This window comes from Microbacterium sp. Z11_20, from assembly GCF_057197605.1.
In genome coordinates this window covers 469,687-491,695 of record NZ_JBXVOQ010000002.1, presented here as the reverse complement: position 1 = coordinate 491,695, position 22,009 = coordinate 469,687, and the positions used below count along the sequence as shown (strand labels likewise).

The 22,009-nt window shown below is 70.6% G+C and carries 20 protein-coding genes and 1 tRNA gene; 8 read left to right on the top strand and 13 right to left on the bottom strand.

The genetic code is table 11. The annotated features are described in order from the left end of the window. Window positions 1-2: 2 nt before the first annotated feature. The 7 genes from tmk to AC2DFQ_RS07345 form a co-directional block, all read right to left on the bottom strand. A complete protein-coding gene (gene tmk, locus AC2DFQ_RS07375) occupies window positions 3-638 on the bottom strand; it encodes a dTMP kinase (RefSeq protein WP_484533441.1) in 636 nt (211 codons plus the stop codon). After that, window positions 635-3,340, bottom strand: coding sequence for a type I DNA topoisomerase (gene topA / locus AC2DFQ_RS07370; RefSeq protein ID WP_484533440.1), 2,706 nt, complete (start codon window positions 3,338-3,340; stop codon window positions 635-637). Before topA ends, tmk begins: the two co-directional genes overlap by 4 nt. A 78-nt stretch (window positions 3,341-3,418) precedes the next feature. Then, window positions 3,419-3,736 carry a helicase gene (locus AC2DFQ_RS07365; RefSeq protein ID WP_484533439.1) on the bottom strand — a complete coding sequence of 106 codons (318 nt, stop codon included), beginning with the start codon at window positions 3,734-3,736 and terminating at the stop codon, window positions 3,419-3,421. Further along, window positions 3,736-4,080: a TadE family type IV pilus minor pilin gene (locus AC2DFQ_RS07360; RefSeq protein WP_484508539.1), complete on the bottom strand. Its 345-nt coding sequence runs from the start codon at window positions 4,078-4,080 to the stop codon at window positions 3,736-3,738. The genes AC2DFQ_RS07365 and AC2DFQ_RS07360 overlap by 1 nt, the downstream gene beginning before the upstream one ends. Beyond that, entirely contained in the window at window positions 4,077-4,316 is a 240-nt protein-coding gene (locus AC2DFQ_RS07355; protein WP_484508538.1) for a DUF4244 domain-containing protein, read from the bottom strand. Before AC2DFQ_RS07355 ends, AC2DFQ_RS07360 begins: the two co-directional genes overlap by 4 nt. A gap of 41 nt (window positions 4,317-4,357) precedes the next feature. Continuing rightward, the gene (locus AC2DFQ_RS07350; protein ID WP_484533438.1) at window positions 4,358-5,269 is read right to left on the bottom strand and encodes a type II secretion system F family protein; all 912 of its coding nucleotides are present in this window, start codon (window positions 5,267-5,269) and stop codon (window positions 4,358-4,360) included. Then, on the bottom strand, window positions 5,260-6,294 hold the full coding sequence (locus tag AC2DFQ_RS07345) for a TadA family conjugal transfer-associated ATPase (RefSeq protein WP_484533437.1): 1,035 nt from the start codon (window positions 6,292-6,294) through the stop codon (window positions 5,260-5,262). Before AC2DFQ_RS07345 ends, AC2DFQ_RS07350 begins: the two co-directional genes overlap by 10 nt. 220 nt (window positions 6,295-6,514) lie before the next feature. On the opposite strand from AC2DFQ_RS07345, the gene AC2DFQ_RS07340 reads away from it, so the two are divergent. Then, window positions 6,515-7,480 carry an MsnO8 family LLM class oxidoreductase gene (locus AC2DFQ_RS07340; RefSeq protein ID WP_484533436.1) on the top strand — a complete coding sequence of 322 codons (966 nt, stop codon included), beginning with the start codon at window positions 6,515-6,517 and terminating at the stop codon, window positions 7,478-7,480. Between the two features lie 305 nt (window positions 7,481-7,785). After that, window positions 7,786-9,756 carry an acetate--CoA ligase gene (gene acs, locus AC2DFQ_RS07335; protein WP_484533435.1) on the top strand — a complete coding sequence of 657 codons (1,971 nt, stop codon included), beginning with the start codon at window positions 7,786-7,788 and terminating at the stop codon, window positions 9,754-9,756. 436 nt (window positions 9,757-10,192) lie between these two features. On the opposite strand, the gene AC2DFQ_RS07330 is transcribed toward acs, so the two are convergent. Next, entirely contained in the window at window positions 10,193-10,660 is a 468-nt protein-coding gene (locus AC2DFQ_RS07330) for a RidA family protein (protein WP_484508533.1), read from the bottom strand. Then, window positions 10,657-10,875, bottom strand: coding sequence for a Sp36 family protein (gene sp36, locus AC2DFQ_RS07325; protein WP_484508532.1), 219 nt, complete (start codon window positions 10,873-10,875; stop codon window positions 10,657-10,659). The genes AC2DFQ_RS07330 and sp36 overlap by 4 nt, the downstream gene beginning before the upstream one ends. 94 nt (window positions 10,876-10,969) lie before the next feature. Between sp36 and AC2DFQ_RS07320 the strand changes: the two genes are divergently transcribed. The 5 genes from AC2DFQ_RS07320 (at window position 10,970) to AC2DFQ_RS07300 (ending at window position 17,245) form a co-directional block, all read left to right on the top strand. After that, on the top strand, window positions 10,970-13,699 hold the full coding sequence (locus tag AC2DFQ_RS07320) for a transglycosylase domain-containing protein (protein WP_484533434.1): 2,730 nt from the start codon (window positions 10,970-10,972) through the stop codon (window positions 13,697-13,699). Further along, a complete protein-coding gene (locus AC2DFQ_RS07315) occupies window positions 13,700-14,626 on the top strand; it encodes a metallophosphoesterase (RefSeq protein ID WP_484533433.1) in 927 nt (308 codons plus the stop codon). Window positions 14,627-14,791: 165 nt separating this feature from the next. Continuing rightward, window positions 14,792-16,267 (top strand): hypothetical protein, encoded by a 1,476-nt coding sequence (locus AC2DFQ_RS07310; protein ID WP_484533432.1) that lies wholly within the window; start codon window positions 14,792-14,794, stop codon window positions 16,265-16,267. 57 nt (window positions 16,268-16,324) lie between these two features. Next, a tRNA-Pro gene (locus AC2DFQ_RS07305) sits at window positions 16,325-16,401 on the top strand. A gap of 73 nt (window positions 16,402-16,474) precedes the next feature. Next, complete coding sequence (locus tag AC2DFQ_RS07300; protein ID WP_484508528.1) at window positions 16,475-17,245, top strand: HAD-IIB family hydrolase; 771 nt, start codon at window positions 16,475-16,477, stop codon at window positions 17,243-17,245. 80 nt (window positions 17,246-17,325) lie between these two features. On the opposite strand, the gene AC2DFQ_RS07295 is transcribed toward AC2DFQ_RS07300, so the two are convergent. Further along, window positions 17,326-18,606, bottom strand: coding sequence for an alpha-hydroxy acid oxidase (locus AC2DFQ_RS07295; RefSeq protein WP_484533431.1), 1,281 nt, complete (start codon window positions 18,604-18,606; stop codon window positions 17,326-17,328). Beyond that, on the bottom strand, window positions 18,600-19,331 hold the full coding sequence (locus AC2DFQ_RS07290) for a FadR/GntR family transcriptional regulator (RefSeq protein ID WP_484533430.1): 732 nt from the start codon (window positions 19,329-19,331) through the stop codon (window positions 18,600-18,602). Before AC2DFQ_RS07290 ends, AC2DFQ_RS07295 begins: the two co-directional genes overlap by 7 nt. 68 nt (window positions 19,332-19,399) lie before the next feature. Between AC2DFQ_RS07290 and AC2DFQ_RS07285 the strand changes: the two genes are divergently transcribed. Next, window positions 19,400-20,221: a DUF1295 domain-containing protein gene (locus AC2DFQ_RS07285; RefSeq protein WP_484533429.1), complete on the top strand. Its 822-nt coding sequence runs from the start codon at window positions 19,400-19,402 to the stop codon at window positions 20,219-20,221. 81 nt (window positions 20,222-20,302) lie between these two features. Here the strand turns inward: AC2DFQ_RS07285 and galE are convergent, their stop codons facing one another. Next, window positions 20,303-21,325 (bottom strand): UDP-glucose 4-epimerase GalE, encoded by a 1,023-nt coding sequence (galE, locus tag AC2DFQ_RS07280; protein ID WP_484533428.1) that lies wholly within the window; start codon window positions 21,323-21,325, stop codon window positions 20,303-20,305. Window positions 21,326-21,396: 71 nt separating this feature from the next. Next, window positions 21,397-22,002: a thymidine kinase gene (locus AC2DFQ_RS07275; protein ID WP_484533427.1), complete on the bottom strand. Its 606-nt coding sequence runs from the start codon at window positions 22,000-22,002 to the stop codon at window positions 21,397-21,399. Window positions 22,003-22,009: the final 7 nt, after the last annotated feature.

The following is a 22,009-nucleotide window of genomic DNA, read 5'->3' as shown; positions in this document are numbered from 1 at the left end:
GGTCAGCGCAGCAGGGGCGCCACGCGGTCGCGGATCGCGGCGGCGATCGACTCCGCCGGCTGCGCGGCATCCAGGACGACGAAGCGTTCCGGCTCGGCGGCGGCCAGCGCGAGGAAGGCGTCGCGGACGCGGGTGTGGAAGTCGTCGCGCTCGGCCTCCAGCCGGTCGAACGGCTTGTCCTCGGCATCCAGACGCGCGCGGGCGGTCACCGGGTCCAGGTCGAGCAGGATCGTCAGGTCGGGCAGCAGCCCGCCCGCCGCCCACAGGGAGAGGTTCCGCACCTCGTCCCCGTCCAGCACCCGGCCGGCGCCCTGATACGCCACCGAGGAGTCGAGATACCGGTCCTGCAGCACGATGTCTCCGCGTTCCAGTGCCGGCCGGACCACCGTGGCCACGTGGTGCGCACGGTCGGCGGCGTAGAGCAGCGCCTCCGCCCGGGGCGCCACGTCGCCGCGATGGTGCAGCACGATGTCGCGGATGAGGATGCCCACGTCGGTGCCGCCCGGCTCGCGTGTGCGCACCACGGCGCGTCCCTGCTCGCCGAGCCACTGCTCGAGGAGGCGCGCCTGGGTGGTCTTGCCCACCCCGTCTCCTCCCTCGAGGGTGAGGAAGAGGCCGGATGCAGCGGGCTGGATCACGACTTCTTGGCCGGTGCCTTCCGGGTGGTGCTCGCCTTGCGCGTGGTCTTCTTGGGGGCCGGGCCCTTGGCACGCTTGTCGGCGATCAGCTCGACGGCGCGTTCGAACGTGATGTCCATCGCGTTCTCCCCGCGCGGGATCGTCGCGTTGGTCTCGCCGTCTGTCACGTACGCGCCGAACCGGCCGTCGCGGAGGCGGATCGGCTTGCCGCTGACGGGGTCGTTGTCGAACTCCTTCAGCGCACTGGACGCTCGCTTCGCGCCGTACTTGGGCTCGGCGTACTTGGCCAGGGCCTCCTCGAGCGTGATGTCGAAGATCTGCTGCTCGGCGTCCAGCGACCGCGAGTCGGTGCCCTTCTTCAGGTACGGACCGAAGCGCCCGTTCTGCGCCGTGATCTCCTCGCCCGATTCGGGATCGGCGCCGACGATCCGCGGGAGCGTCAGCAGCTTGAGGGCGGTGTCCAGGTCGATCGTCTCCGGCGACATCGAACGGAAGAGCGAAGCGGTACGGGGCTTGGGCGCCGCATCCTTCTTCGCGGTCTTCTTCTTCGGAGCCTCGACGACCTCGCCGGTCGCCTCGTCGACGTTCTCGGGGTCTTCCGGGTCGACCTCCTGGACGTACGGCCCGTAGCGGCCGTCCTTGACGACGATGAGCTTGCCGTTCTCGGGATTCTCGCCCAGCACACGGTCGCCGGCGACCGGGGCGTCGATGAGCTCCTGCACCTTCTGGCTGGTCAGCTCGTCAGGGGCGAGGTCTTCCGGGATGTTGACGATGCGACGCGCCTCGGGGTCGGCCGGGTCGGTCACCTCGAGGTAGGGGCCGTACTTGCCGAAGCGGAGCGTGGCGGTGTCGGTGATGCGCGTGGAGTTCAGCTCGCGCGCGTCGATCTCGCCGAGGTTCTCCACGACGTTGCGCAGCCCCACCTGCTCGGTCGAGCCGAAGTAGAACGACCGGAGCCACTCCGAGCGGTTCTGCTCCCCGCGGGCGATCGCGTCGAGGTCATCCTCCAGCGCCGCGGTGAAGTCGTAGTCGACCAGGTCGGCGAAGTGCTCCTCCAGCAGGCGGACCACGCTGAAGGCGAGCCAGCTCGGCACGAGGGCCTGCCCGCGCTTGGTCACGTAGCCGCGGTCGAGGATCACGTCGATGATGCTGGCGAAGGTGGACGGGCGACCGATGCCCTTCTCCTCGAGTGCCTTGACGAGGCTCGCCTCGGTGTAGCGCGGCTTGGGCGAAGTCGCGTGCCCCTTCGGCTCGACGTCGCGCATCTGCAGCGCGTCGCCGACGGCGAGAGCGGGCAGGGACTGGTCGTCGGCTTTGTCGGCGTCGCTGCGCTTCTCGTCGCGGCCCTCCTCGTACGCCTCCAGGAATCCCTTGAAGGTGTAGACGGTGCCCGACGCCGTGAACTCGGCGACACGCGCCCCCGCCTGCACGCTGAGGGTCACGGTCGTCGTCTCGTACTTCGCGTCGGACATCTGGCTGGCGACCGTGCGCTTCCACACCAGGTCGTACATGCGCTGCTCGTCGCGGTCGAGGCCACCCGATACCGAGGAGGGCGTGCGGAAGACCTCGCCCGACGGGCGGATGGCTTCGTGCGCCTCCTGGGCGTTCTTGGAGTTGTTGCGGTACGTGCGCGGGTTCGGCGGCACGGCGCGGTCACCGTAGAGGGAGACGGCCTGCTCGCGGGCCGCCTTCACCGCCTGCCCCGACAGCGCGGTGGAGTCGGTGCGCATATAGGTGATGTAGCCCTTCTCGTAGAGCCGCTGCGCAACGCTCATCGCGTGCTTGGCGCTCATCGAGAGCTTGCGACCGGCCTCCTGCTGAAGCGTGGAGGTGGTGAAGGGGGGCTTGGGGCTGCGCGTGCCGGGTTTGGCCTCCACGCGGGTGACGGATGCTTCGCCGGAGGCCGCGATCGCCTCGGCGAGTTCGCGCGCCGAGGTTTCGTCGAGGGCCACGACGGCCTTCTTCAGCGCGCCGCGGTCGTCGAAGTCGGTACCGCGGGCCAGCGGCGCACCGTCCACGCGCGCCAGGCGCGTCGTGAAGGAGGCGGCGTCTTTGACGGCGGACGCCTCGACATCCCAGTAGGACGCCGTGACGAAGGCCATGCGCTCGCGCTCGCGGTCGACCACCAGACGGGTCGCTGCCGACTGCACGCGGCCGGCGCTGAGCGCGGTGCCCTCTCGGCCCGACCCGACCTTGCGCCACAGCACGGGCGAGACGTCCCAGCCGTACAGGCGGTCCAGCACGCGCCGCGTCTCCTGTGCGTCGACGAGCGACGTGTCCAGTTCCCGCGTGTGCTCGACGGCGTCGCGGATGGCGTCCTGGGTGATCTCGTGGAACACCATGCGCTTGACCGGAACCTTGGGCTTGAGAACCTCCAGCAGGTGCCACGCGATGGCCTCGCCCTCGCGGTCACCATCTGTGGCCAGCAGGACCTCGTCGGCGTGCTTCAGGGCGCGCTTGAGCTCGGCGACGGTCTTGCTCTTGCGATCATTGACGACGTAGTACGGGTCGAAGTCGTTGTCGACGTCGATGGAGTACTTCCCGTAGGACTCTTTCTTGTCCGCGGGAATGTCCTTCTTGCTCGCCAGATCGCGAATGTGCCCGACCGAACTGAGCACCTCATAGTCGTCTCCGAGGTAACCCTGGATCGACCTCATCTTCGTCGGTGACTCGACGATGACGAGTTTTTTGCCCTGTGCCACTGCGGTCCTTTCTCCGATGCACACCATACACACGACTTCCTGGGTGCGGATCCGGCATAGCTCGCCACAGCGGCTATCTCACGGCGGCGGACCGGCCCGTGCGGACGCCGTCGCCGGCAATACCCCGAACGGCGCGGAGACGGTGACCGTGGCCACCAGGCCGTCGAGATCGCACGCCGTCACCCGGGCGCCGGCCGCGGCTCCGACCTCGGCGGCGCGCTCGCACGGCACACCGGGAACGGCCCCGCTGGCGGCATCCGCGGCGGCGAGGGCCGCAGCATCCGCGGCCGAGGCGACCCGCTGCGCGTGCACGGACGCCGCGGCCGCGGCGCACAGCGCCACGGTGAGCGTGGCGGCGGCGCCCACGATGCCGACGGAGGCGGCGACCCCGGCCATCACAGACCTCCCGCGAGCGCGCACGAGGTGGCCGCGGCGGGCGGGAGCCCGGGGAGCGGGGAGGGGGCATGCGCCGTGACGCACACGAGATCGCCGCGCGGCTCGATCGACACCGTTCCCCCGGCTGCTGCGACCACGGCCGCCGCGCGGTCGGGGCTCTCCCCGCGCGCGACCAGGCGCGCGGCATCCGCGGAGGCGTCCTGCAGGCGCACCTGTCGCGCGCCGGCGCCGAGCGCCCCGACGCCGAAGAGGACGACGAGGATGACGGCGGGAAGGGCCACGGCGAACTCGGCCGTGACCGACCCCCGCTCGCCCAGGAGCGAGCGGGGGCGGCGAGGAGTCATTCGACCGTCAGCGCACGGCGGATGAGGTCGGTGAGGATGCCGCGCACCTCGTCCGACCTCATGATCACCACCAGCAACCCGGCGAAGGCCACGGCGGCCATCGTCGCGATGGCGTACTCCGCCGTGGCGGCGCCGGAGTCGTCGGCGAACAGCTCTCGCGCCCGCCGGCGGGTGAGAGCGGGAAGAGATGCCGCGGATCCGGGCGGAGCCGGGGGCGGCAGCAGGGGCAGGGACATGTGATCCTCCTGGAATCGGGGTTCGGTGGGCACGTCGGTGGTCACAGCGTCAGCACGCCGGAGGAGAGGATGCTCAGCATCATCGGGGCGACGCCGAGGAACAGGAAGGACGGCAGGGTGCACACGCCCAGCGGCACCAGCAGGCGGGAACTCAGCCGCGCCGCCCGCAACCGCCCGTCGGTGCGGGCGCGATGGCGCGCGAGCCACGCGGACGAGCGCAGCAGTTCGACGGCCGGAACCCCTGCCGCGCGGGAGAGCGCCACCACGTCGTCGACATCACCGTCGTCGGCGCCGGAGAGGCCGTCGACACCGGTGAGGGCACCGCGGACGAGCTGTCTCGCCCGCTCGACCGACGCTCCGCCCGACAGCGCGATGGCGGTGAGCTCCGCCGTCATCCCCGGGATGCCGGGTGGGGGCGCCGCTCGGCGCACCAGGGCGGCGTTCCATCGCCGCGCGGCGATCAGCAGCAGGAGGCCGGCGGTCAGGCACGCCAGCCCGAACGGCGTGGTCGTCAGCACCACGGCGGTGTCGAACCCGAGGGCGATACCCAGAGCGACGGCGACGAGCGGGAGCCAGCCGAGGAGCTTCGCCGTGGACGCCGGCTCGGCGAGCGCGACGCGCACCTCATCGGCCGTCCGCTGACCGTCCCGCAGAGCCGCGGCGACATCGCGGAGACTGTCCGACAGCGGCGCTCCCACGGTGGTGGCCACCGACCAGGCGGCGGCCACCTCCCGCCACGCTCCCCCTTCTGCGGCGAGCGCGTCGGTGACGTCCTCGCCGCGCGCCGCCGCAGCGCGCACTCGGCCGGCGAGGGCGTCGCCGCCGTCATCGAGCACGGTCCACGCGCGCGCCGGTGCGATGCCCGAGCGCAACAGGACCGCCAGGCGGAGGACGGTGTCGGCTGTCGCCGCCGCATCCGGGGACGCATCGCGGCGTCGCCTGATCAGACCCACGGCGTCCCCACGATCTGCAGCCGGCCCGCCTCGATGCTCGGGCTTCCCGTTCCCGCGATGCGCCGACGGCCGTCGGCGCCGCGAACCAGATGGAGGACGCACCCGATGGCGCTGACGACCTGCCGCGCGAGCGCCGTGTCGTCCAGGCCCGCCAGCGCACCGAGTGCCTCCAGCCGCGCGGCGACGTCGGCCAGGCCGCTCGCGTGCAGCGTTCCGGCGCCACCGTCGTGGCCGGTGTTCAACGCCGAGAGGAGCTCGCGCACCTCTACACCGCGGCATTCGCCGACGACGAGACGGTCGGGCCGCATCCGCAGGGCTTCGCGCACCAGCCGTGCCAGGTCGATCCCGCCGGCGCCCTCGAGGTTCGGCTGCCGCGCCTCCAGGGCGACGTGGTGCGGATGGTGCAGCCGCAGTTCGGCGACGTCCTCGATCGTGACGATGCGATCGGTGGCCGGCGCCCGGGACAGGAGGGCGGAGAGGAGGGTGGTCTTGCCAGACCCGGCCGCCCCGGTGATGAGCAGGTTGACGCGGTCGCGGACGAGCTGGTCGAGGCGTCGCGCACCCGTGTCGTCGGTGAGCCCGCGGGCGACCAGCTCGTCGAGGTCGGGCGCTATGACGCGGGGAACCCGGATGGAGATGGTCGTGCCGGCCGAGGAGATCGGCGGCAGGACCGCGTGGACGCGCACACCCCCCTCCAGACGCACGTCGACGCAGGGCGTCGCGTCGTCGATGTGACGCCCTCCCGCCCCGATGAGGGCGACGGCGAGGTCGCGGACGTCGTTCTCGGCGGCCCGCCACTCCCGCACAGGGTGCGGCCCGTCGCCGCGGTCGACGAAGAGACCGTCTGAACCGTTGACGAAGAGGTCGGTGACGTCGGGGTCCGCCAGGAACCGCGCGAAGGGCTCCAGCGCGGCATCCCGCGCTCCGGGCGCGGCATCTCGCGCTCCGGGCGAGGCAGGCGGCGCCGCGGGAGAGGAGGATGCCGACCGCTCTCGCCGGGGGGTGACGACGAAGGGAGGGGGCATGCGGCGACGCTACGGGCCCCGGGCGTCGGCGAGCCCGAGAGCAGCACGGTCGGTGGACAGCGCTCCTCCATCCGCGCCTGGGGAGAAGGGCTGCACAGCGAACGGGATCGGCCGCTCGGAGCCGGGAATCGCGCCGGGCGGCCCGCTGTTGCGTCATCCAGCGAAGCAGCGGCCGGCCATCGGAGCGTGCTGCGCGTTCGGCAACGTCGGAAGGTCACAAATGCGCGTCTCCCTGCTGGACCGGTCGCGCACGCGCGCCGGAGAATCCGACGCGGAGGCCGTCGCCACGACCGTGGAGCGCGCGGTGCGGGCCGACGCCCTCGGCTTCGACCGGTTCTGGACCGCCGAGCACCACGGCGTCCCTGGGATCGCCAGCGCCGCCCCGGCCGTGCTGCTCGCGGCGATCGGCTCACGCACGCGACACATCCGCCTGGGCACCGGCGGGATCATGGTCCCCAACCACAGTCCCCTCGTGATCGCCGAACAGGCGCTCCTCCTCGAGGCGCTGTACCCCGGCCGCATCGACGTGGGGCTGGGAGGTTCCCTCGGCTTCACCTCCCCGATCCGGAGAGCGCTCGGTCGGAACACCGTGAGCCCGGACGAATACGCCTCCGAGGTCGTGCAGGTGCGCCGATTCGTGACGGGTGAGGCGGAGATCACGGTCAGGCCTCGGGTCGATGCTCCCCCGCTGTTCCTGCTCGCCATCAAGGATGGGTTGTCGCTCGCCGCGGAGTTGGGGCTTCCCGCGGTCATCGCGGGGCCGGCCCTGCGAGACGACGCCGCGATCGAGGCGTACTTCGACACGTTCCGTCCGAGTCCCGGTGTGCCCGACCCCTACCTCATGGTGAGCGTCGATGTCGTCGTCGCCGAGACGCCGGAGCGCGCCCGCGACCTCCGGCTCCCCGAGGCGTGGGCTGCCACCAACGCGCGCGAGATCGGCGAATTCCGCGCCCTGGAGCCGGTGGCGGACGTGCGGCGGATGCTCGACTCCAGCACGCCGAAGAAGGTCGGGGCGGTGATGGCCGCGGCGGATGCTGCCATCGCCGGCACCCCGGGGCAGGTGGCGCAGACGCTCGCCGAGCTCATGGCGCGCACCGGGGCGGCCGAGCTGCTCGCGAGCGTCAGCACCTACGACCGCGACGACGTCCGCACGACCGACGAGTTCCTGGCCTCGCTGCAGAGCTGACGCGTTCCCCCGTGGCGCACGTTCCCGGCACTGGGATGTGAAAAAAGAGAAGGCGGCATCCCATATGGGGGGGACGGGATGCCGCCACGCGACGAGCGATGTTGGGGGACACGCTCATCACGTCTGCCGAACGATGTTCGGGCCGCATCCACCTTACGCACATCGCCGAGGGGAGCAAATCGGCGGCCTCGACGCACGTGCCCCAACTATCGGAGGTAGTCGGGCTCTCACCACGCCAACTAGATTGACCGTGTCGCCACGGCGCATTCCCCCGCGCCGCGCGACATTCCCGCAAAGGAGCGCGCATGAGCAGTCAGATCGACCATCTTCTCTCCGAGACTCGGCGCTTCGCCCCACCGGCGCAGTTCGCTGCGGAGGCCGTGGGCACCGCTGACCTGTACGAGCGCGCCGCCGCCGACCCCGAGGGCTTCTGGGCCGATCAGGCACGCGAACTGCTGCACTGGCACACACCGTTCACGCAGGGGCTGGACTGGTCGAACCCGCCGTTCGCCACCTGGTTCGCCGACGGCGAGTTGAACGTCGCCTACAACTGCCTCGACCGGCACGTGGAGGCCGGCAACGGCGACCGCGTCGCCCTGCTGTGGGAAGGCGAGCCCGGCGACGAGCGCCGCGTCACCTACGCCGAACTCACCGAGGAGGTCAAGCGCGTCGCCAACGTGTTGGCGGGGCTCGGCGTGGGCGCGGGCGACCGCGTCGCGATCTACCTGCCGATGATCCCGGAGGCGGTCGCGGCGATGCTCGCCGTCGCGCGGATCGGAGCCATCCACTCGGTCGTGTTCGGCGGATTCTCGGCCGACAGCCTGCGCGCCCGCATCGACGACGCCGGCGCGAAGGTCGTCATCACCGCCGACGGCGGCTACCGCAAGGGAAAGGTCTCCGCGCTCAAACCCGCCGTCGACATGGCCCTCGCCGACCGCAACGGCAGCGGCCCGCAGGAGACCGTCGAGCACGTCCTCGTCGTCCGCCGCGGCGGGAACGAGGTCGAGTGGAACGCCGACCGCGACCTGTGGTGGCACGAGGTCGTGCCGGCCGCATCCGCCGACCACGAGGCCCAGCCGTTCCCCGCCGAGAACCCGCTGTTCATCCTCTACACCTCGGGCACGACCGGCAAGCCCAAGGGCATCCTGCACACCTCGGGCGGTTACCTCACTCAGTCCGCGTTCACGAACCGGGTCGTGCACGACATCCACCCCGAGTCGGACGTGTACTGGTGCACCGCCGACATCGGCTGGATCACGGGGCACTCCTACGTGACGTACGGGCCGCTCGCCAACGGCGCCACGCAGGTGCTGTACGAGGGCACGCCGGACACGCCGCATCCGGGCCGGTGGTGGGAGATCATCCAGAAATACGGGGTGACGGTGTTCTACACCGCGCCGACGGCCATCCGCTCGTTCATGAAGATCGGCCGAGAGGTGCCGCAGCGCTTCGATCTGTCATCGCTGCGCCTCCTCGGGTCGGTCGGCGAGCCGATCAACCCGGAGGCCTGGGTCTGGTACCGCAACATCATCGGGGGCGAATCCACGCCGGTCGTCGATACCTGGTGGCAGACGGAGACCGGCGCGATCATGATCTCCGCCCTTCCCGGCATCACCGAGACCAAGCCCGGTTCGGCGCAGGTTCCGCTTCCCGGTATCGCGGTGGACGTGGTCGACGACGCCGGCGAGCACGTCGGCAACGGCAACGGCGGGCTGCTCGTGATCACCAAGCCGTGGCCGAGCATGCTCCGCGGCATCTGGGGCGACCCCGAGCGCTACAAGGAGACCTACTGGGACAAGTTCGCCGACAAGGGGTACTACTTCGCCGGCGACGGCGCGCGCCTGGACGATGACGGCGACGTCTGGCTGCTCGGACGCGTCGACGACGTGATGAACGTCTCCGGCCACCGGCTCTCCACCGCCGAGATCGAATCGTCGCTGGTGGCTCACGAGTCCACCGCCGAAGCGGCAGTGGTGGGTGCATCCGATGAGACCACCGGTCAGGCCGTCGTGGCGTTCGTCATCATCAAGGAGAGCTTCCTCAAGCAGCACTCCCCCGAGGGCCTGGCCGTGACGCTGCGCAGCTGGGTCGCGGAACAGATCGGGCCCATCGCCCGTCCGCGCGACATCTACATCGTCGGCGAGCTGCCCAAGACCCGTTCGGGGAAGATCATGCGCCGGCTGCTGCGCGACGTGGCCGAGGGCCGCGAGGTCGGCGACACGACGACCCTCGCCGACACGGCCGTGATGAGCGTCATCAGCAAGCAGGTCAAGTAGAGCGCCCGTTCGGTTCCGTTCGGTTCCGTCCGGTTCCGTTCGGTTCCGTTCGGTTCCGGCGCGGGCCGGCGGGTCGGCCTGGGGTGGGCCTGGGCCGACGGGTCGGCCTGGGGCGGGCCTGGGCCTGGGCCTGGGCCGACGGTGGGCCTGGGTCGGTCGGCGTGGGCCCGGCCGTCGGCGTGGGCCCGGCCGTCGGAGTGGGCCCGGCCGGTTGGCGTGGGTCCGGCCGGTTGGCGTGGGTGGCCGGTCGCGCGTGCACAACGGCGGAGATCGACCGGGACACGCCGCATCCAGGCCCGCCACGCCCGCGTGTCGCCACCCATCTCCGCCGTTGTGCACTCGAGCGGCGGCTGGATGCAGCGGCTCTCGCGGCGCAGGCGCCAGACGGCGCGCGGCAGGCGGCAGGCGGCGCGCGCCGTCAGGCGAGCGTCCGCTGTCAGGCGAGGGTGAAGACGACCTCGACCTCGACCGGGCTGTCCAGCGGCAGCACCGGCACGCCGACGGCCGAGCGCGCATGGCGGCCGGACTCGCCGAAGACCTCGCCGAGCAGTTCGCTCGCGCCGTTGATGACACCGGGCTGCCCGGTGAACTCGGGAACGGATGCCACGAAGCCGGTGACCTTGAGCACGCCGGTGAGGCGATCGATCCCGCCTGCAGCATCGGCCGCGGCAGCGATCGCGTTCAGCGCGCACAGCCGCGCGTACTGATGCGCGTCGGCGGCGGGGACGAGGCCGTGCCCGTCGCCGACCTTGCCGGTGGCGGGCAGGGCGCCGGAGACCAGCGGCAGCTGCCCCGCGGTGAAGACGAGGTCGCCGTGCACCTTGGCGGGCACGTACGCACCCGCCGGTGCGGCGACGTCGGGGAGCTCGAGTCCGAGTTCGTGGAGGCGGCCGGCGATGCTCATGCGCCCTGTCCGAACTGCTCCGAAGCCTGCGCCGCAGCGCCGAGCCCGGCGTTGGCGTTCCCGCCGCCGGAGGGGCGCTTGAAGTAGCCCACGAGGCCCCCCTCGGGGCCCGTCACCACCTGCACGAGCTCCCAGCCCTGCTTGCCCCAGTTGTTGAGGATCGCAGCGGTGTTGTGGATGAGCAGGGGTGCCGTGAGGTATTCCCACGTGGTCATGACAGCTCCGATCATTCAGGGGGCGGCCGCACGACAGCGCCCGGGGCGCATGCCAATCAAGGCTTCGCCCAGGAATCTGGCCTAGCATCACCCTATGCCTGATACGAAACGGACGACGTCCGGTGTGCTCGGCGGTCTCGCCGGCCTCGTCGGCCTGAGCGCCGTTGCGGGCGTCTTGGTGACCGCGACCATCACCCCGGCCATCGCCGTTTCGGGTGCCGCCGCATCCAGCGCCATCTCGATCTTCGACAACATGCCGAGCTACCTCGAGATCGACAAGGTGATGCAGCCCACGGAGCTGTTCGTCAAGAGCCCCGAGACGGGCGAGGACTACCCGCTCACGCAGTTCTACGAACAGAACCGCTCGGTCGTCGCGTTCGATCAGATCTCGCCCGTCATGTACGACGCGATCCTCTCGTCCGAAGATCCCCGGTACTACCAGCACGGCGGCATCGACCTCATCGGCACCACTCGCGCGCTCCTCAGCAACGCGCAGGGCGGCCAGACCCAGGGTGGCTCCTCGATCAGCCAGCAGTACGTGAAGAACGTGCTGATCCAGCGCTGCGAATCCAACGCCGAGCGTGAGGTCGACGACGAAGGCAAGGAGGTCGTGTCGCTCGACGAAGCCAAGCAGGCGTGCTTCCTGGAGGCGACGCAGTCCTCGGGCATCGAGGGATACCAGCGCAAGCTCCAGGAGATGCGCTACGCGATCCAGCTCGAGAAGCAGTATGCGAAGAACGACATCCTCCTCGGATACCTGAACATCGCCAACTTCGGCGGCACGACCTACAGCGTGGATGCTGCGGCGAAGTACTACTTCAACGTGCCCGCCTCCCAACTGTCCGTCGGGCAGGCGGCGATCCTCGCCGGCATCGTGCAGAACCCCAACACGTACCGCATCGACCAGCCCGACCGCGAAGACAACGGCGCACCCAACGGAGCGGTGGACAACCCGAACATCCTGGCAGCGCTCAACACCAAGCTCGAGTCCGGCGAGATCACCCAGGAGCAGTACCTCGCCGCCGCCGACGGCTACAACGCCACCAAGAGCCGCCAGCTCTACGTTCTCAGCCGTCTGCTCGACGACGGGAAGATCACGCAGGAGCAGTACGACCAGGCCGTTCTGGAGCCCATCTCCCCCGCCATCACTCCCGCGCCGACGGGCTGCCAGACCACGGGCGAGGCGGCGTACTTCTGCCAGTACGCCGTGTCCGTGATCCGCAACGACAAGGCTTTCGGCGAAACAGCCGCAGACCGTGAGCGCGCGCTCAAGCGCGGGGGCCTGCGGGTCTACCTCACGATGGACACGCGGGTGCAGAAGGCCTCGGAGGACGCGATCACGCAGTATGCCCCCGAGGCCATGCCCAACACGCGGTACGGGGCCACCTCGGTCAGTGTCGAGGCAGGAACGGGCCGTGTGCTCGCGATCGCGCAGAACACGAAGTTCAGCGAGGATCCCGCGGTGACGGAGAACGACCCGTCCTTCAGCTCGATCGTGTATGCCGGAGACCCGGTCTTCGGGACATCCAACGGCTTCTCTGCGGGCTCCACCTTCAAGCTGTTCACCCTCATCGACTGGCTGGAGAAGGGGCACTCCGTCAACGAGTCGGTCAACGGCCGCTCCTTCCCCATCAAGCGCTTCACCAACAGCTGCGTCGGCGACACCGTGAACAACACGTGGAAGGCCAACAACTTCGGCGGCGGCGGCGGCGGGGTGGGCACTCCCATGTCGTTCACGGCCCAGTCGCTGAACTCCGGCTTCGTCGCCATGGCTGCCCAGCTCGACCTGTGCGACATCGGCAAGGTGGCCGCACGCATGGGCGTGATGGCCAACTCTGCCGTGAACGAAGAGGGTGTCGCCGTGCGCGCGAGCGCCCTGAACGACACGGCCGTGCCGATCGCCGTCAACGGCCCGGCCCAGGTCATCGGGCCGGATCCCGTGTCGCCGATGGCCATGGCCGGGGCGTTCGCGACCGTGGCCAGCGGCGGAATGTACTGCGAGCCGCAGATCATCGACCGCGTCACGGACAGCGAGGGCAATGAGCTGCCGAAGCCCGACCGTTCCTGCACGCAGGTGCTCACCCCGGAGGTGGCAGCCACGGCCGCGTACGCTCTGCAGGGCGTCATGAACAACGGCACCGGTGCCCAGGCCAACCCGCGGGACGGCGTCGCCGTCCTCGGCAAGACGGGAACGCACGAGCTCCTCCAGACGTGGATGGTCGAATCGAGCACCAAGGTCGCCACCGCGGTGTGGGCCGGAAACGCCAACGGCACCCTGAACCCGTTCCGCAACTACTACAGGGGTCGCGCCCTCTCGGATATCCGTTATCCGATCGCCCGGGCCGTGCAGTCGGTGGCCAATGACATCTATCCCGGCGAGCGTTCCTTCCCCTCCCCCGCGTCGACCCTGACCAAGCAGGTCACGCGTGATGTTCCGAACGTCGTGGGGCAGACGGTCGACCAGGCGCGTGCGACGCTGCAGGATGCGGGCTGGGAAGTGACCGTCGGCGATCCGGTGGACTCCGACCGGCCGACCGACATCGTGGCGGCCCAGAATCCCACGGGCTCCGCCCCGGGCGGCGCGCCCATCACGATCAACCCGAGCAACGGGCAGGCCACCGCCATCCCCACGGTGGCCGGGATGAACGGGGCAACAGCCGCCGAAGCCCTCCGGGCAGCCGGCTTCACGAACCTGTCGGCCAGTTGCACGGAAGATCCCAACGCGCCGGCTGCGGGCTCGGCCACCGGGACGAACCCGGGTGCCGGAACCCTGGCCTCGCGCAGTGCTGCCGTAGTCCTGGCCGTCACCGCCAGAGACTGCTAAGTGGCGGCGGGTCTGATCGCCAGGACCGCCCTCACGACCCTCGGGGCCGTGGGGGCCGTCGGTGCGGCCGCGGCCGTGTGGGGCGTCGGGATCGAGCGATACCTCTTCACCGTCCGGTACGCGGCCCTCCGCATCCTCCCCGCCGGCGCGACGCCCCTGCGGGTGCTCCACCTCTCGGACGCCCATATGGCGCCGTGGCAGCACCGCAAGCAGGAGTGGATCGCCGGCCTCGCAGATCTCCGACCCGACCTCATCGTCAACACCGGCGACAACCTCGGGCACGTCGATGGGCTCGAGGGAATCCGCACCGCCTTCGCCCCATTCGCCGGCGTCCCGGGCCTCTACGTGCACGGCTCGAACGACACGCAGGCCCCGTCACCGCGCAATCCGCTGCGGTACTTCTCGGGGCCGTCGACGCGCAAGCCCGACGTGACGCACCTCGATGTCGACGCCCTCGACCGCTACCTGAGCGACGAGCTGGGATGGACGGATGTCGACAACACCGCGTCCGCGCTGGCCGTCGGAGACCTCCGCATCCGCGCCTTCGGCGTCGACGATGCCCATCGCGACTGGGACGATGTGGGCGCGACGACCGCGGCGCTCGGCGGTCTGGATGCCGCGGATCTGTCGCTCGGCGTCACGCACGCGCCCTATCGCCGCATCCTCGACGCGTTCACCGACCTCGGCGCCGATCTGCTGCTGGCCGGTCACACCCACGGCGGCCAGGTCCGGATTCCCGGGAGCCGCAGGGCGCTCGTGGCGAACTGCGACATCCCGCTCGACCAGGCACGCGGTCTCAGCGAGTGGTCGCACCATGACCGCACGGTTCCGCTGAACGTCAGCGCCGGCATCGGCCACTCCATCTACGCGCCCGTGCGGTTCGCCTGCCGCCCCGAAGTCACGCTCCTCACGCTCCTCCCCCGCTGAGCGCGGCCTCGCGCGCCACGGATTCGGCGTTCGCCCGGTGGCGCCGCCACTCCTCCTCCCCAAGGACCCGCGGCGACCGTTCCTCCACACCAGGCCGACATCGCGCCCGACGGCGCCGGCGCACACCGCACCATCGACGGAGATCACCTGTCGAAAGGATGCGCGATGACCTCCGTGCCCACCCCCCTCCCGTGCCGCCGCCGGGGCCTGATCGGCGCGCTCGTGTGCGCCCTCCTGGTGCTCGCGGGCATCCTCTTCGCGGCACCGCCGGCGTCCGCCGCATCCCAGGGCAGCGGATTCGGCACGTGGGCGCCCCTTTCCGCAGACGGATGGCACGGGTCGATGCTGATCGACGGCGTGCACACCTACTGCATCGTGCCCGGGCTCCCCGCCCCGACCGGACCGAGCACCGACCACGGGGTTCGCGGGGATGCTGCCGGCCTTTCGCCGAAGCAGCTCGCGGGCATCAACCACCTGGTGACCACTTACGGGCAGACCACCGACCCCGTGCAGGCGGCCGGCGTCGGGTGGGCCGTGAAGGCCATCGCCGACTGGAACACGACCCTGCATTCCTGGGGGTACCCCGGCGACTCGCTGGCGGGTGCCGTGGACTGGACCTTCGCCCGGCTCGCCCCCGAGCACTCCGCCGCGATCCAGCAGAAGGCCGAGGCGTACTACGCCGAAGGGATGGGGGTGACCGTTCCCGGCACGGATGCCGTGCTCACCCTCACGATGGACGGCGCCGACCCGCGGCGGGGCACCGTGCGGCTCGAGGGCGGGGCAGGCACCACGGCGGTCGTCACCCTCCGGAACGCCGTGTTCGTCGGGTCGGGACACGCTGAGCTGGCCGGCGTCGCCCCGGGCAGCACGCACGAGATCCTCGCGACGCCGCCGGATGACAGCGGGTCGCCCTTCACCGTGCACGCCGCGGCCACGCTGACGGCCACGATGGCGCCGGCTGTGCGGTACTACACGACCGAGGGCCAGCAGCACACCGCGGGGCCCGGCGGCGGGATGGAGTACTCGGTGGAGGCTGTGGATGCCACGCCCCGACCGGTCGTCTTCTCCCCCGGCATCACCACCCAGGTCCTCGTTCCCGAGGCGAACGGGGGCCCCTTCGTGGACGATGTGACGATCGCGCCGGTCGAGGGAGCCTGGCCCCGCACGGCTGACGGAGCGTTCGTCTCGCTCCGCGCGACGGCCGTCGTATACCGAACCGAGGGGGCGCCCACCGGCCCCGGGATCCCGTCGGACGCCGCGCCCATCGGTGAGCTCGAACTGGTCACCGATCCGTCCCGGGGCGCCGGGACCTACCGCGTGACCTCGGACTGGCAGCTGCCCGGCCCGGGCTACTACACCGCGGTCTGGGAGATCGCCGCTTCGGCGCAGGAGCCGGACGTCGCCCCCTTCCTGGAGCCGGAGTATCTCTGGGCCGAGGACTTCGCCGCACCCACCCAGATCGTGCACATTCCGACTCCCCCGCCGGCGCCTGCGCCGCAGGAAACGCCGCGGTCGCTCGCGGCCACGGGACTGTGGGATGACGCGGGCTCCCGCCTCGGCGCGGGCGGCGTCGCTGCCCTTCTCGCGGGCCTCGCCCTCCTGGCACACCTCGCTCAGCGGCGTCGTCGTCCGGCGCGGTGACGGGCCGGCCGCGGTTCGGAGCATCCGTCGGTTCGGGGTAGACTCGGGTGGTTGTTACGGGGTGTGGCGCAGCTTGGTAGCGCGCTTCGTTCGGGACGAAGAGGCCGCAGGTTCAAATCCTGTCACCCCGACCACCTAACATCTGGAGAAGGCTCCGTCGCCTGACGGGGCCTTCTTCACGTACCGGACGTCGTCGACAGGAGCACCGTGCCCGCACCCACGCCCCGCCTCGTCGCCTTCGACCTCGACGACACGCTCGCCCCGTCCAAGAGCCCGATCGACCCGCGGATCGGCGACCTGCTGATCGCCCTCGCCGAGCGCGTCGAGGTCGCCATCATCTCCGGTGGGCAGCTCGCGCAGTTCCGCACCCAGGTCGTCGAGCGTCTCCCGGCCGCGTCGGCGGAGACGCTCAGCCACGTGCACCTCATGCCCACCTGCGGAACGCAGTACTACCGTCTCGCCGATGGCGGCATCGAGACGGTCTACGCCCACTCGCTCAGCGACGACGAGAAGTCCCGTGCCCTCGCCGCCGTCGAGGAAGAAGCCCGGCGCCTGGGCCTCTGGGAGAGCGAGACGTGGGGCGACATCCTCGAAGACCGCGGCTCGCAGATCACGTTCTCGGCGCTCGGGCAGAGGGCACCGCTTGCCGCGAAGACCGCGTGGGATCCCACGGGCGCGAAGAAGAATGCGCTCCGCGAAGCCGTGGCCGCCCGCATCCCCGAGCTCGAAGTCCGCTCGGGAGGTTCCACGTCCGTGGACATCACCCACCGCGGCATCGACAAGGCCTACGGCATGACCCGACTGGCCGAGGTCACCGGCATCGCGCTCGACGACATGCTGTTCGTCGGCGACCGCCTCGACCCCGACGGCAACGACTACCCCGTGCTCACGCTCGGCGTCCCCTGCCACGCGGTCGAAGGCTGGCCCGACACCGCCACGTACCTGGACGCTCTCCTGCCGACGCTCGCCGCACGCTGACCCACGAGAAACCACGTCCCGGACGAGACATAACGCGGCGCGGCGTTTCTCGTCCGGAACGTCGTTTCTCGTGGAGCCGGCTACGCCTGGGCGGCGGCGGGAGCGGGATCGCCGAGCGGCACGAGGCGCGACAGCTGCGTGACGTGCCGGGGCTCGAGCTCGGCCAGCGACGCCACCCCGAGAAGCGCCATCGTGCGCTCGATCTCCGTGCGCAGGATCTGGATGGTGCGGTCCACACCGGCGCGCCCGCCGGCCATGAGGCCGTAGAGGTAGGCGCGGCCGATGAGGGTGAACTTCGCCCCGAGGGCGACGGATGCGACGATGTCGGCGCCGTTCATGATGCCGGTGTCGATCATGATGGTGGCGTCCGTCCCCACCTCGCGCACCACGTGGGGCAGCAGGTGGAACGGGATCGGTGCGCGGTCCAGCTGTCGGCCGCCGTGGTTGGAGAGGATGATGCCGTCCACGCCCGCGTCGACGAGTCGCACGCTGTCTTCGACGTTCTGCACACCCTTGATGACGATCTTCCCCGGCCACATCCCCCGGATCACGTCGAGGTCGTCGTAGCTGATCGTCGGGTCCATCGCGGCGTTGAGGAGGTCGCCGACGGTGCCACCGGTGTCGGTGAGCGAGGCGAACTCCAGCTTCGGCGTCGTGAGGAAGTCGATCCACCACCACGGCCGCGGGATCGCGTTGATGATCGTGCCGAGGGTCAGCTGGGGCGGGATGGAGAATCCGTTGCGCTTGTCGCGCAGCCGAGCGCCGGCGATCGGGGTGTCGACGGTGAACATCAGGGTGTCGAAGCCCGCCTCCCCCGCTCGCCGCACCAGATCGTAAGAGATCTCGCGCTGGCGCATGACGTAGAGCTGGAACCAGTTACGTCCGGGAACCGGTCCCTGAGGCTCTCGAAGGGTGGCCTCCTTGACACCCTCGATCGAGGTCGTGCCGAGGGTCGAGAGCGTGAACGGGATCCCGGCCGCCGCCGCCGCGGAGGCCCCGGCGGTCTCCCCCTCGGTCTGCATGAGTCGCGTGAAGCCGGTGGGGGCGATGCCGAAGGGAAGCGCGCTCGGTCCGCCCAGGATCATCGTGGACGTGTCGACGTTCTCGGCCGGGCGCAGCACGCTGGGGTGGAACTCGATGTCTTCGAACGCCTGGCGCGCACGGGCCAGCGACAGCTCACCCTCGGCGGCACCGTCGGTGTAGTCGAACGCGGCTTTGGGCGTGCGGCGCTGCGCGATGCGACGCAGGTCCGCGATCGTGAGCGCGCCCTCCAGGCGGCGCTTCTTGGCGTTGAGCTCGGGCGCCTTGAACTTCATCAGTTCGAAGATCTCGGCGGGCTTGGGCAACTGGCGAGTCACCATGCGTTCTCTCCTTCGCGGGGGTGTGCGAGTCCGGCCTCGGCGTAGTACCGGGAGATGTGGGCGCGGACGAGGCGGTGAGCCTCTCCGCCGTCCCCCGCGTCGACGGCGGAGACGATCGCGCGGTGCTCTGCGCGGAGGCGATCGGCGGCGGCATCCCAATCCTCCAGCGCGCTGGCGCCGGCGAGGACGTACGTCTCGATCGCGGTGCGGAGGCCCTCCATCATGGCCGCGACGACAAGGTTTCCCGACGCTTCGACGAGCGTCAGGTGCAGTTGCGCGTCCAGTGCGAGGAATTCCGCCGGTGACAGGTCCGCGGCATCCATCGCGTCGAGCACGGTGTGAGCGGATGCGGTGTCCCGGTCCGGCGCGCTCGCCAGCGCCTCCAGGGCGGCCGTCTCCAGCACGAGGCGCGTCCGCACGACGTCATCGACGGGGAAGCCGTTCGCGGCGACTTGGAGGCGCAGGAGAGCCGAAAGGCCGCCGCGGGGGGTCGCGACGATCATCGCACCGGAGCTGGGTCCGGAGCCGGTGGCGGTGCGGATGAGCCCGAGCACTTCCAGCACCCGCAGCGCTTCGCGCACGCTCGAGCGGCCGACGCCCAACTGCGTGGCCAGCTCGCGCTCGGGGGCGAGCCGATCGCCGGGGGCGAGGCGCCCTCCGCGGAGGTCGGCCTCGATGCGCTCGAGCACGACCTGCCATGCCCGTGGCGCAGCACGCGACGCCATACGACCTCCCTGTGGTCTGACCACAATACCCCCGGCGTCGCGACCGCACAAAGGGCTAGCCTGAGCCCGTGGAGCCCCTGAGCGTCGTGCTGATCCTCGCCGCCGTCACCTGTGCGGCGTGCTGGGTCCTGTCGCTGGTCACGAAGGATACGTCGTGGGTCGACCGCATCTGGTCGATCGTCCCGGTCCTATACGTGTGGGTGTTCGCGATCGCCACGATCGCCGATGCGCGCGACGCCGGCCGCGCCGTGCTCATGGCTGTCCTCGTGACGGCGTGGGGCGCGCGCCTCACGTTCAACTTCGCGCGCAAGGGCGGCTACACCGGGATGGAGGACTACCGGTGGGCGATCCTGCGCGAGCGGATGAGCCCGGCGCAGTTCCAGGTCTTCAACCTGCTCTTCATCGTGCTGTACCAGAACGCTCTGCTTGTGCTGATCTCGCTCCCGGCGGCCATGGCGTGGGAGCATCCCGAGCCTCTGACGGGGTGGGATGGCGCGCTGGCGATTCTGTTCGTGGCGTTCCTCGCGGGCGAGTTCGTCGCCGACCAGCAGCAATGGGACTTCCACCAGGCCAAGAAGCGCGCGGGCGGAACCCTTGAGCCCGGCTTCCTCACCACGGGACTCTTCCGCTTCAGCCGGCACCCCAACTTCTTCTTCGAGCAGGCGCAGTGGTGGGTGTTCTATCTGATCGGGGCGGTCGCCGCGGCGACGGCGGGCCTGGGCGTGTGGGGCGGCCTGCTGAACTGGACGATCGCAGGACCGGTTCTGCTGACCGTCCTGTTCATCGGCTCGACGATCCTCACCGAGTCCATCAGCGCATCCAAGTACCCCGCCTACGCCGACTACCGCCGGACGACGTCGATGCTGATCCCCTGGCCGCCGCGCCGGTAACCCCCCGTCCAGTCGCCAGCAAACGTCGGGTTCGGAGCGTAAAGGCGACGGATTGTGGCGAGTCGACGGGATGGGCGAGGGCTAGGGGCGAGGGGCGTAGCCTGTCGGGTTGCGGCTCTGCCAGTTCCAGTAGTCGCGGCTGGCGTCGTCGATCGACAGGCGCGTGCGCCAGCCCAGCTCGCGCGCGGCCTTCGACGGGTCGCAGTACGTCGCCGCGACGTCGCCGGGCCGGCGCGGCAGGATCCGCGTGGGAAGCTCCCGCCCGACGGCCTTCTCGAACGAGGCGATGAGGTCGAGCACGCTCACCGGCGACCCGGTCCCGAGGTTGTACACCGCATAACCCGGTTGCGCCTTCTCGAGCGCGACCACGTGGCCCTCCGCGAGATCGACGACGTGGATGTAGTCGCGCAGGCCCGTGCCGTCGGGGGTGTCGTAATCGTCGCCGAACACGCCGACCTCCTCCAGCGCGCCGATCGCCACGCGCGACACGTACGGCATGAGGTTGTTCGGGATGCCCGCGGGGTCCTCGCCGATGAGGCCGCTGGGGTGGGCGCCCACGGGGTTGAAGTACCGCAGCACGGTCACGTTGAGGTCGGGGTTCACGCGCGCCACGTCCTCGAGGACCACCTCGTTCATGCGCTTGGACTTGCTGTACGCGTTGGAGAGGTCCACGCTCGTCGTCGAGTCCTCGGTGAACGGCAGGTCGGCAGGATCGGAGTACACCGTGCCGGTGCTGGAGAACACGAACGAGCGGATGCCGTGGCGCACGCCCGCCTCGACCAGCGCGAAGGTGCTGTCGAGGTTGTTGCGGTAGTACTCCAGCGGAATCCGGGTCGACTCCCCCACCGCCTTGAAAGCAGCGAGATGGATGACCGCGTCGATCGGGCCGTACTCGGCGAAGACGCTCTCGACGACGTCGCGATCCGTGGCATCCCCCACCACCAGTGGCGCTGCCCTGCCGGTGATCTGCGCCACGCGGTCGGCGGCCACGGCGGACGTGCCCGACAGGTCGTCGAGGAGGACGACGTCGTGTCCGGCATCCAGAAGCGCCACGGCGGTGTGCGTACCGATGTATCCGGCGCCGCCGGACAGGAGAACTCGCATACTGCCAGCGTATCCGCCGTCGCCGCTGCCGGTCGGTGCGCGGCGCGCGGAACGGACCTCCGGGATGCCGCTCAGCGGCCGTCCAGACGCCCGCCCGATTCCCGGAGGTAGTCCACCGCGCACATCGATTCGTAGGTCACGACCCCGGTGGACGGCCCCTCGTCGATCGCGACCTGGTCGCCGTCGAAGACGAACCGGCCGTCGACCAGCCGGGCGTTGAAGATCGCCTTGCGTCCGCACCGGCAGATGGTCTTCAGCTCCTCCAGGCTGTGCGCGAGCTCCAGGAGGCGACGCGATCCGGGGAAGGCTTCGGTGCGGAAGTCGGTGCGGATCCCGTATGCGATCACCGGGATGTCATCGAGCACGGCCACCCGCAGGAGGTCGTCCACCTGCTGCGGGGTGAGGAATTGCGCCTCGTCCACGAGGAGGCACGCGATCGGACGATCACCGGCTGCGGCCGCGAAGACGGCGCGCGCGTCGTCGCCGGGGCCGAGAAGGAAATCGGCCGGCCGGGCCACCCCGAGGCGGCTCTCGATCTGCTGGGCGCCCTTGGTGTCGATCGCCGGCTTCGCGAGCAGCACCTCCAGCCCGCGCTCTTCGTAGTTGTACGCCGCCTGCAGCAACCCGGTCGATTTGCCCGAGTTCATCGCGCCGTAGCGGAAGTACAGCTTCGCCATGCGCGGT

Excerpts from the sequence above, each read along its gene's own strand:
- AC2DFQ_RS07290 (WP_484533430.1), bottom strand. The coding sequence starts at position 19,331 with ATGGCGTCGCGTGCTGCGCCACGGGCATGGCAGGTCGTGCTCGAGCGC.
- galE (WP_484533428.1), bottom strand. The coding sequence starts at position 21,325 with ATGCGAGTTCTCCTGTCCGGCGGCGCCGGATACATCGGTACGCACACC.
- AC2DFQ_RS07295 (WP_484533431.1), bottom strand. The coding sequence starts at position 18,606 with ATGGTGACTCGCCAGTTGCCCAAGCCCGCCGAGATCTTCGAACTGATG.
- acs (WP_484533435.1), top strand. The coding sequence starts at position 7,786 with ATGAGCAGTCAGATCGACCATCTTCTCTCCGAGACTCGGCGCTTCGCC.
- AC2DFQ_RS07310 (WP_484533432.1), top strand. The coding sequence starts at position 14,792 with ATGACCTCCGTGCCCACCCCCCTCCCGTGCCGCCGCCGGGGCCTGATC.
- AC2DFQ_RS07275 (WP_484533427.1), bottom strand. The coding sequence starts at position 22,002 with ATGGCGAAGCTGTACTTCCGCTACGGCGCGATGAACTCGGGCAAATCG.
- AC2DFQ_RS07355 (WP_484508538.1), bottom strand. The coding sequence starts at position 4,316 with ATGTCCCTGCCCCTGCTGCCGCCCCCGGCTCCGCCCGGATCCGCGGCA.
- AC2DFQ_RS07320 (WP_484533434.1), top strand. The coding sequence starts at position 10,970 with ATGCCTGATACGAAACGGACGACGTCCGGTGTGCTCGGCGGTCTCGCC.
- AC2DFQ_RS07330 (WP_484508533.1), bottom strand. The coding sequence starts at position 10,660 with ATGAGCATCGCCGGCCGCCTCCACGAACTCGGACTCGAGCTCCCCGAC.
- AC2DFQ_RS07360 (WP_484508539.1), bottom strand. The coding sequence starts at position 4,080 with ATGACTCCTCGCCGCCCCCGCTCGCTCCTGGGCGAGCGGGGGTCGGTC.
- AC2DFQ_RS07340 (WP_484533436.1), top strand. The coding sequence starts at position 6,515 with ATGCGCGTCTCCCTGCTGGACCGGTCGCGCACGCGCGCCGGAGAATCC.
- AC2DFQ_RS07345 (WP_484533437.1), bottom strand. The coding sequence starts at position 6,294 with ATGCCCCCTCCCTTCGTCGTCACCCCCCGGCGAGAGCGGTCGGCATCC.
- sp36 (WP_484508532.1), bottom strand. The coding sequence starts at position 10,875 with ATGACCACGTGGGAATACCTCACGGCACCCCTGCTCATCCACAACACC.
- AC2DFQ_RS07365 (WP_484533439.1), bottom strand. The coding sequence starts at position 3,736 with ATGGCCGGGGTCGCCGCCTCCGTCGGCATCGTGGGCGCCGCCGCCACG.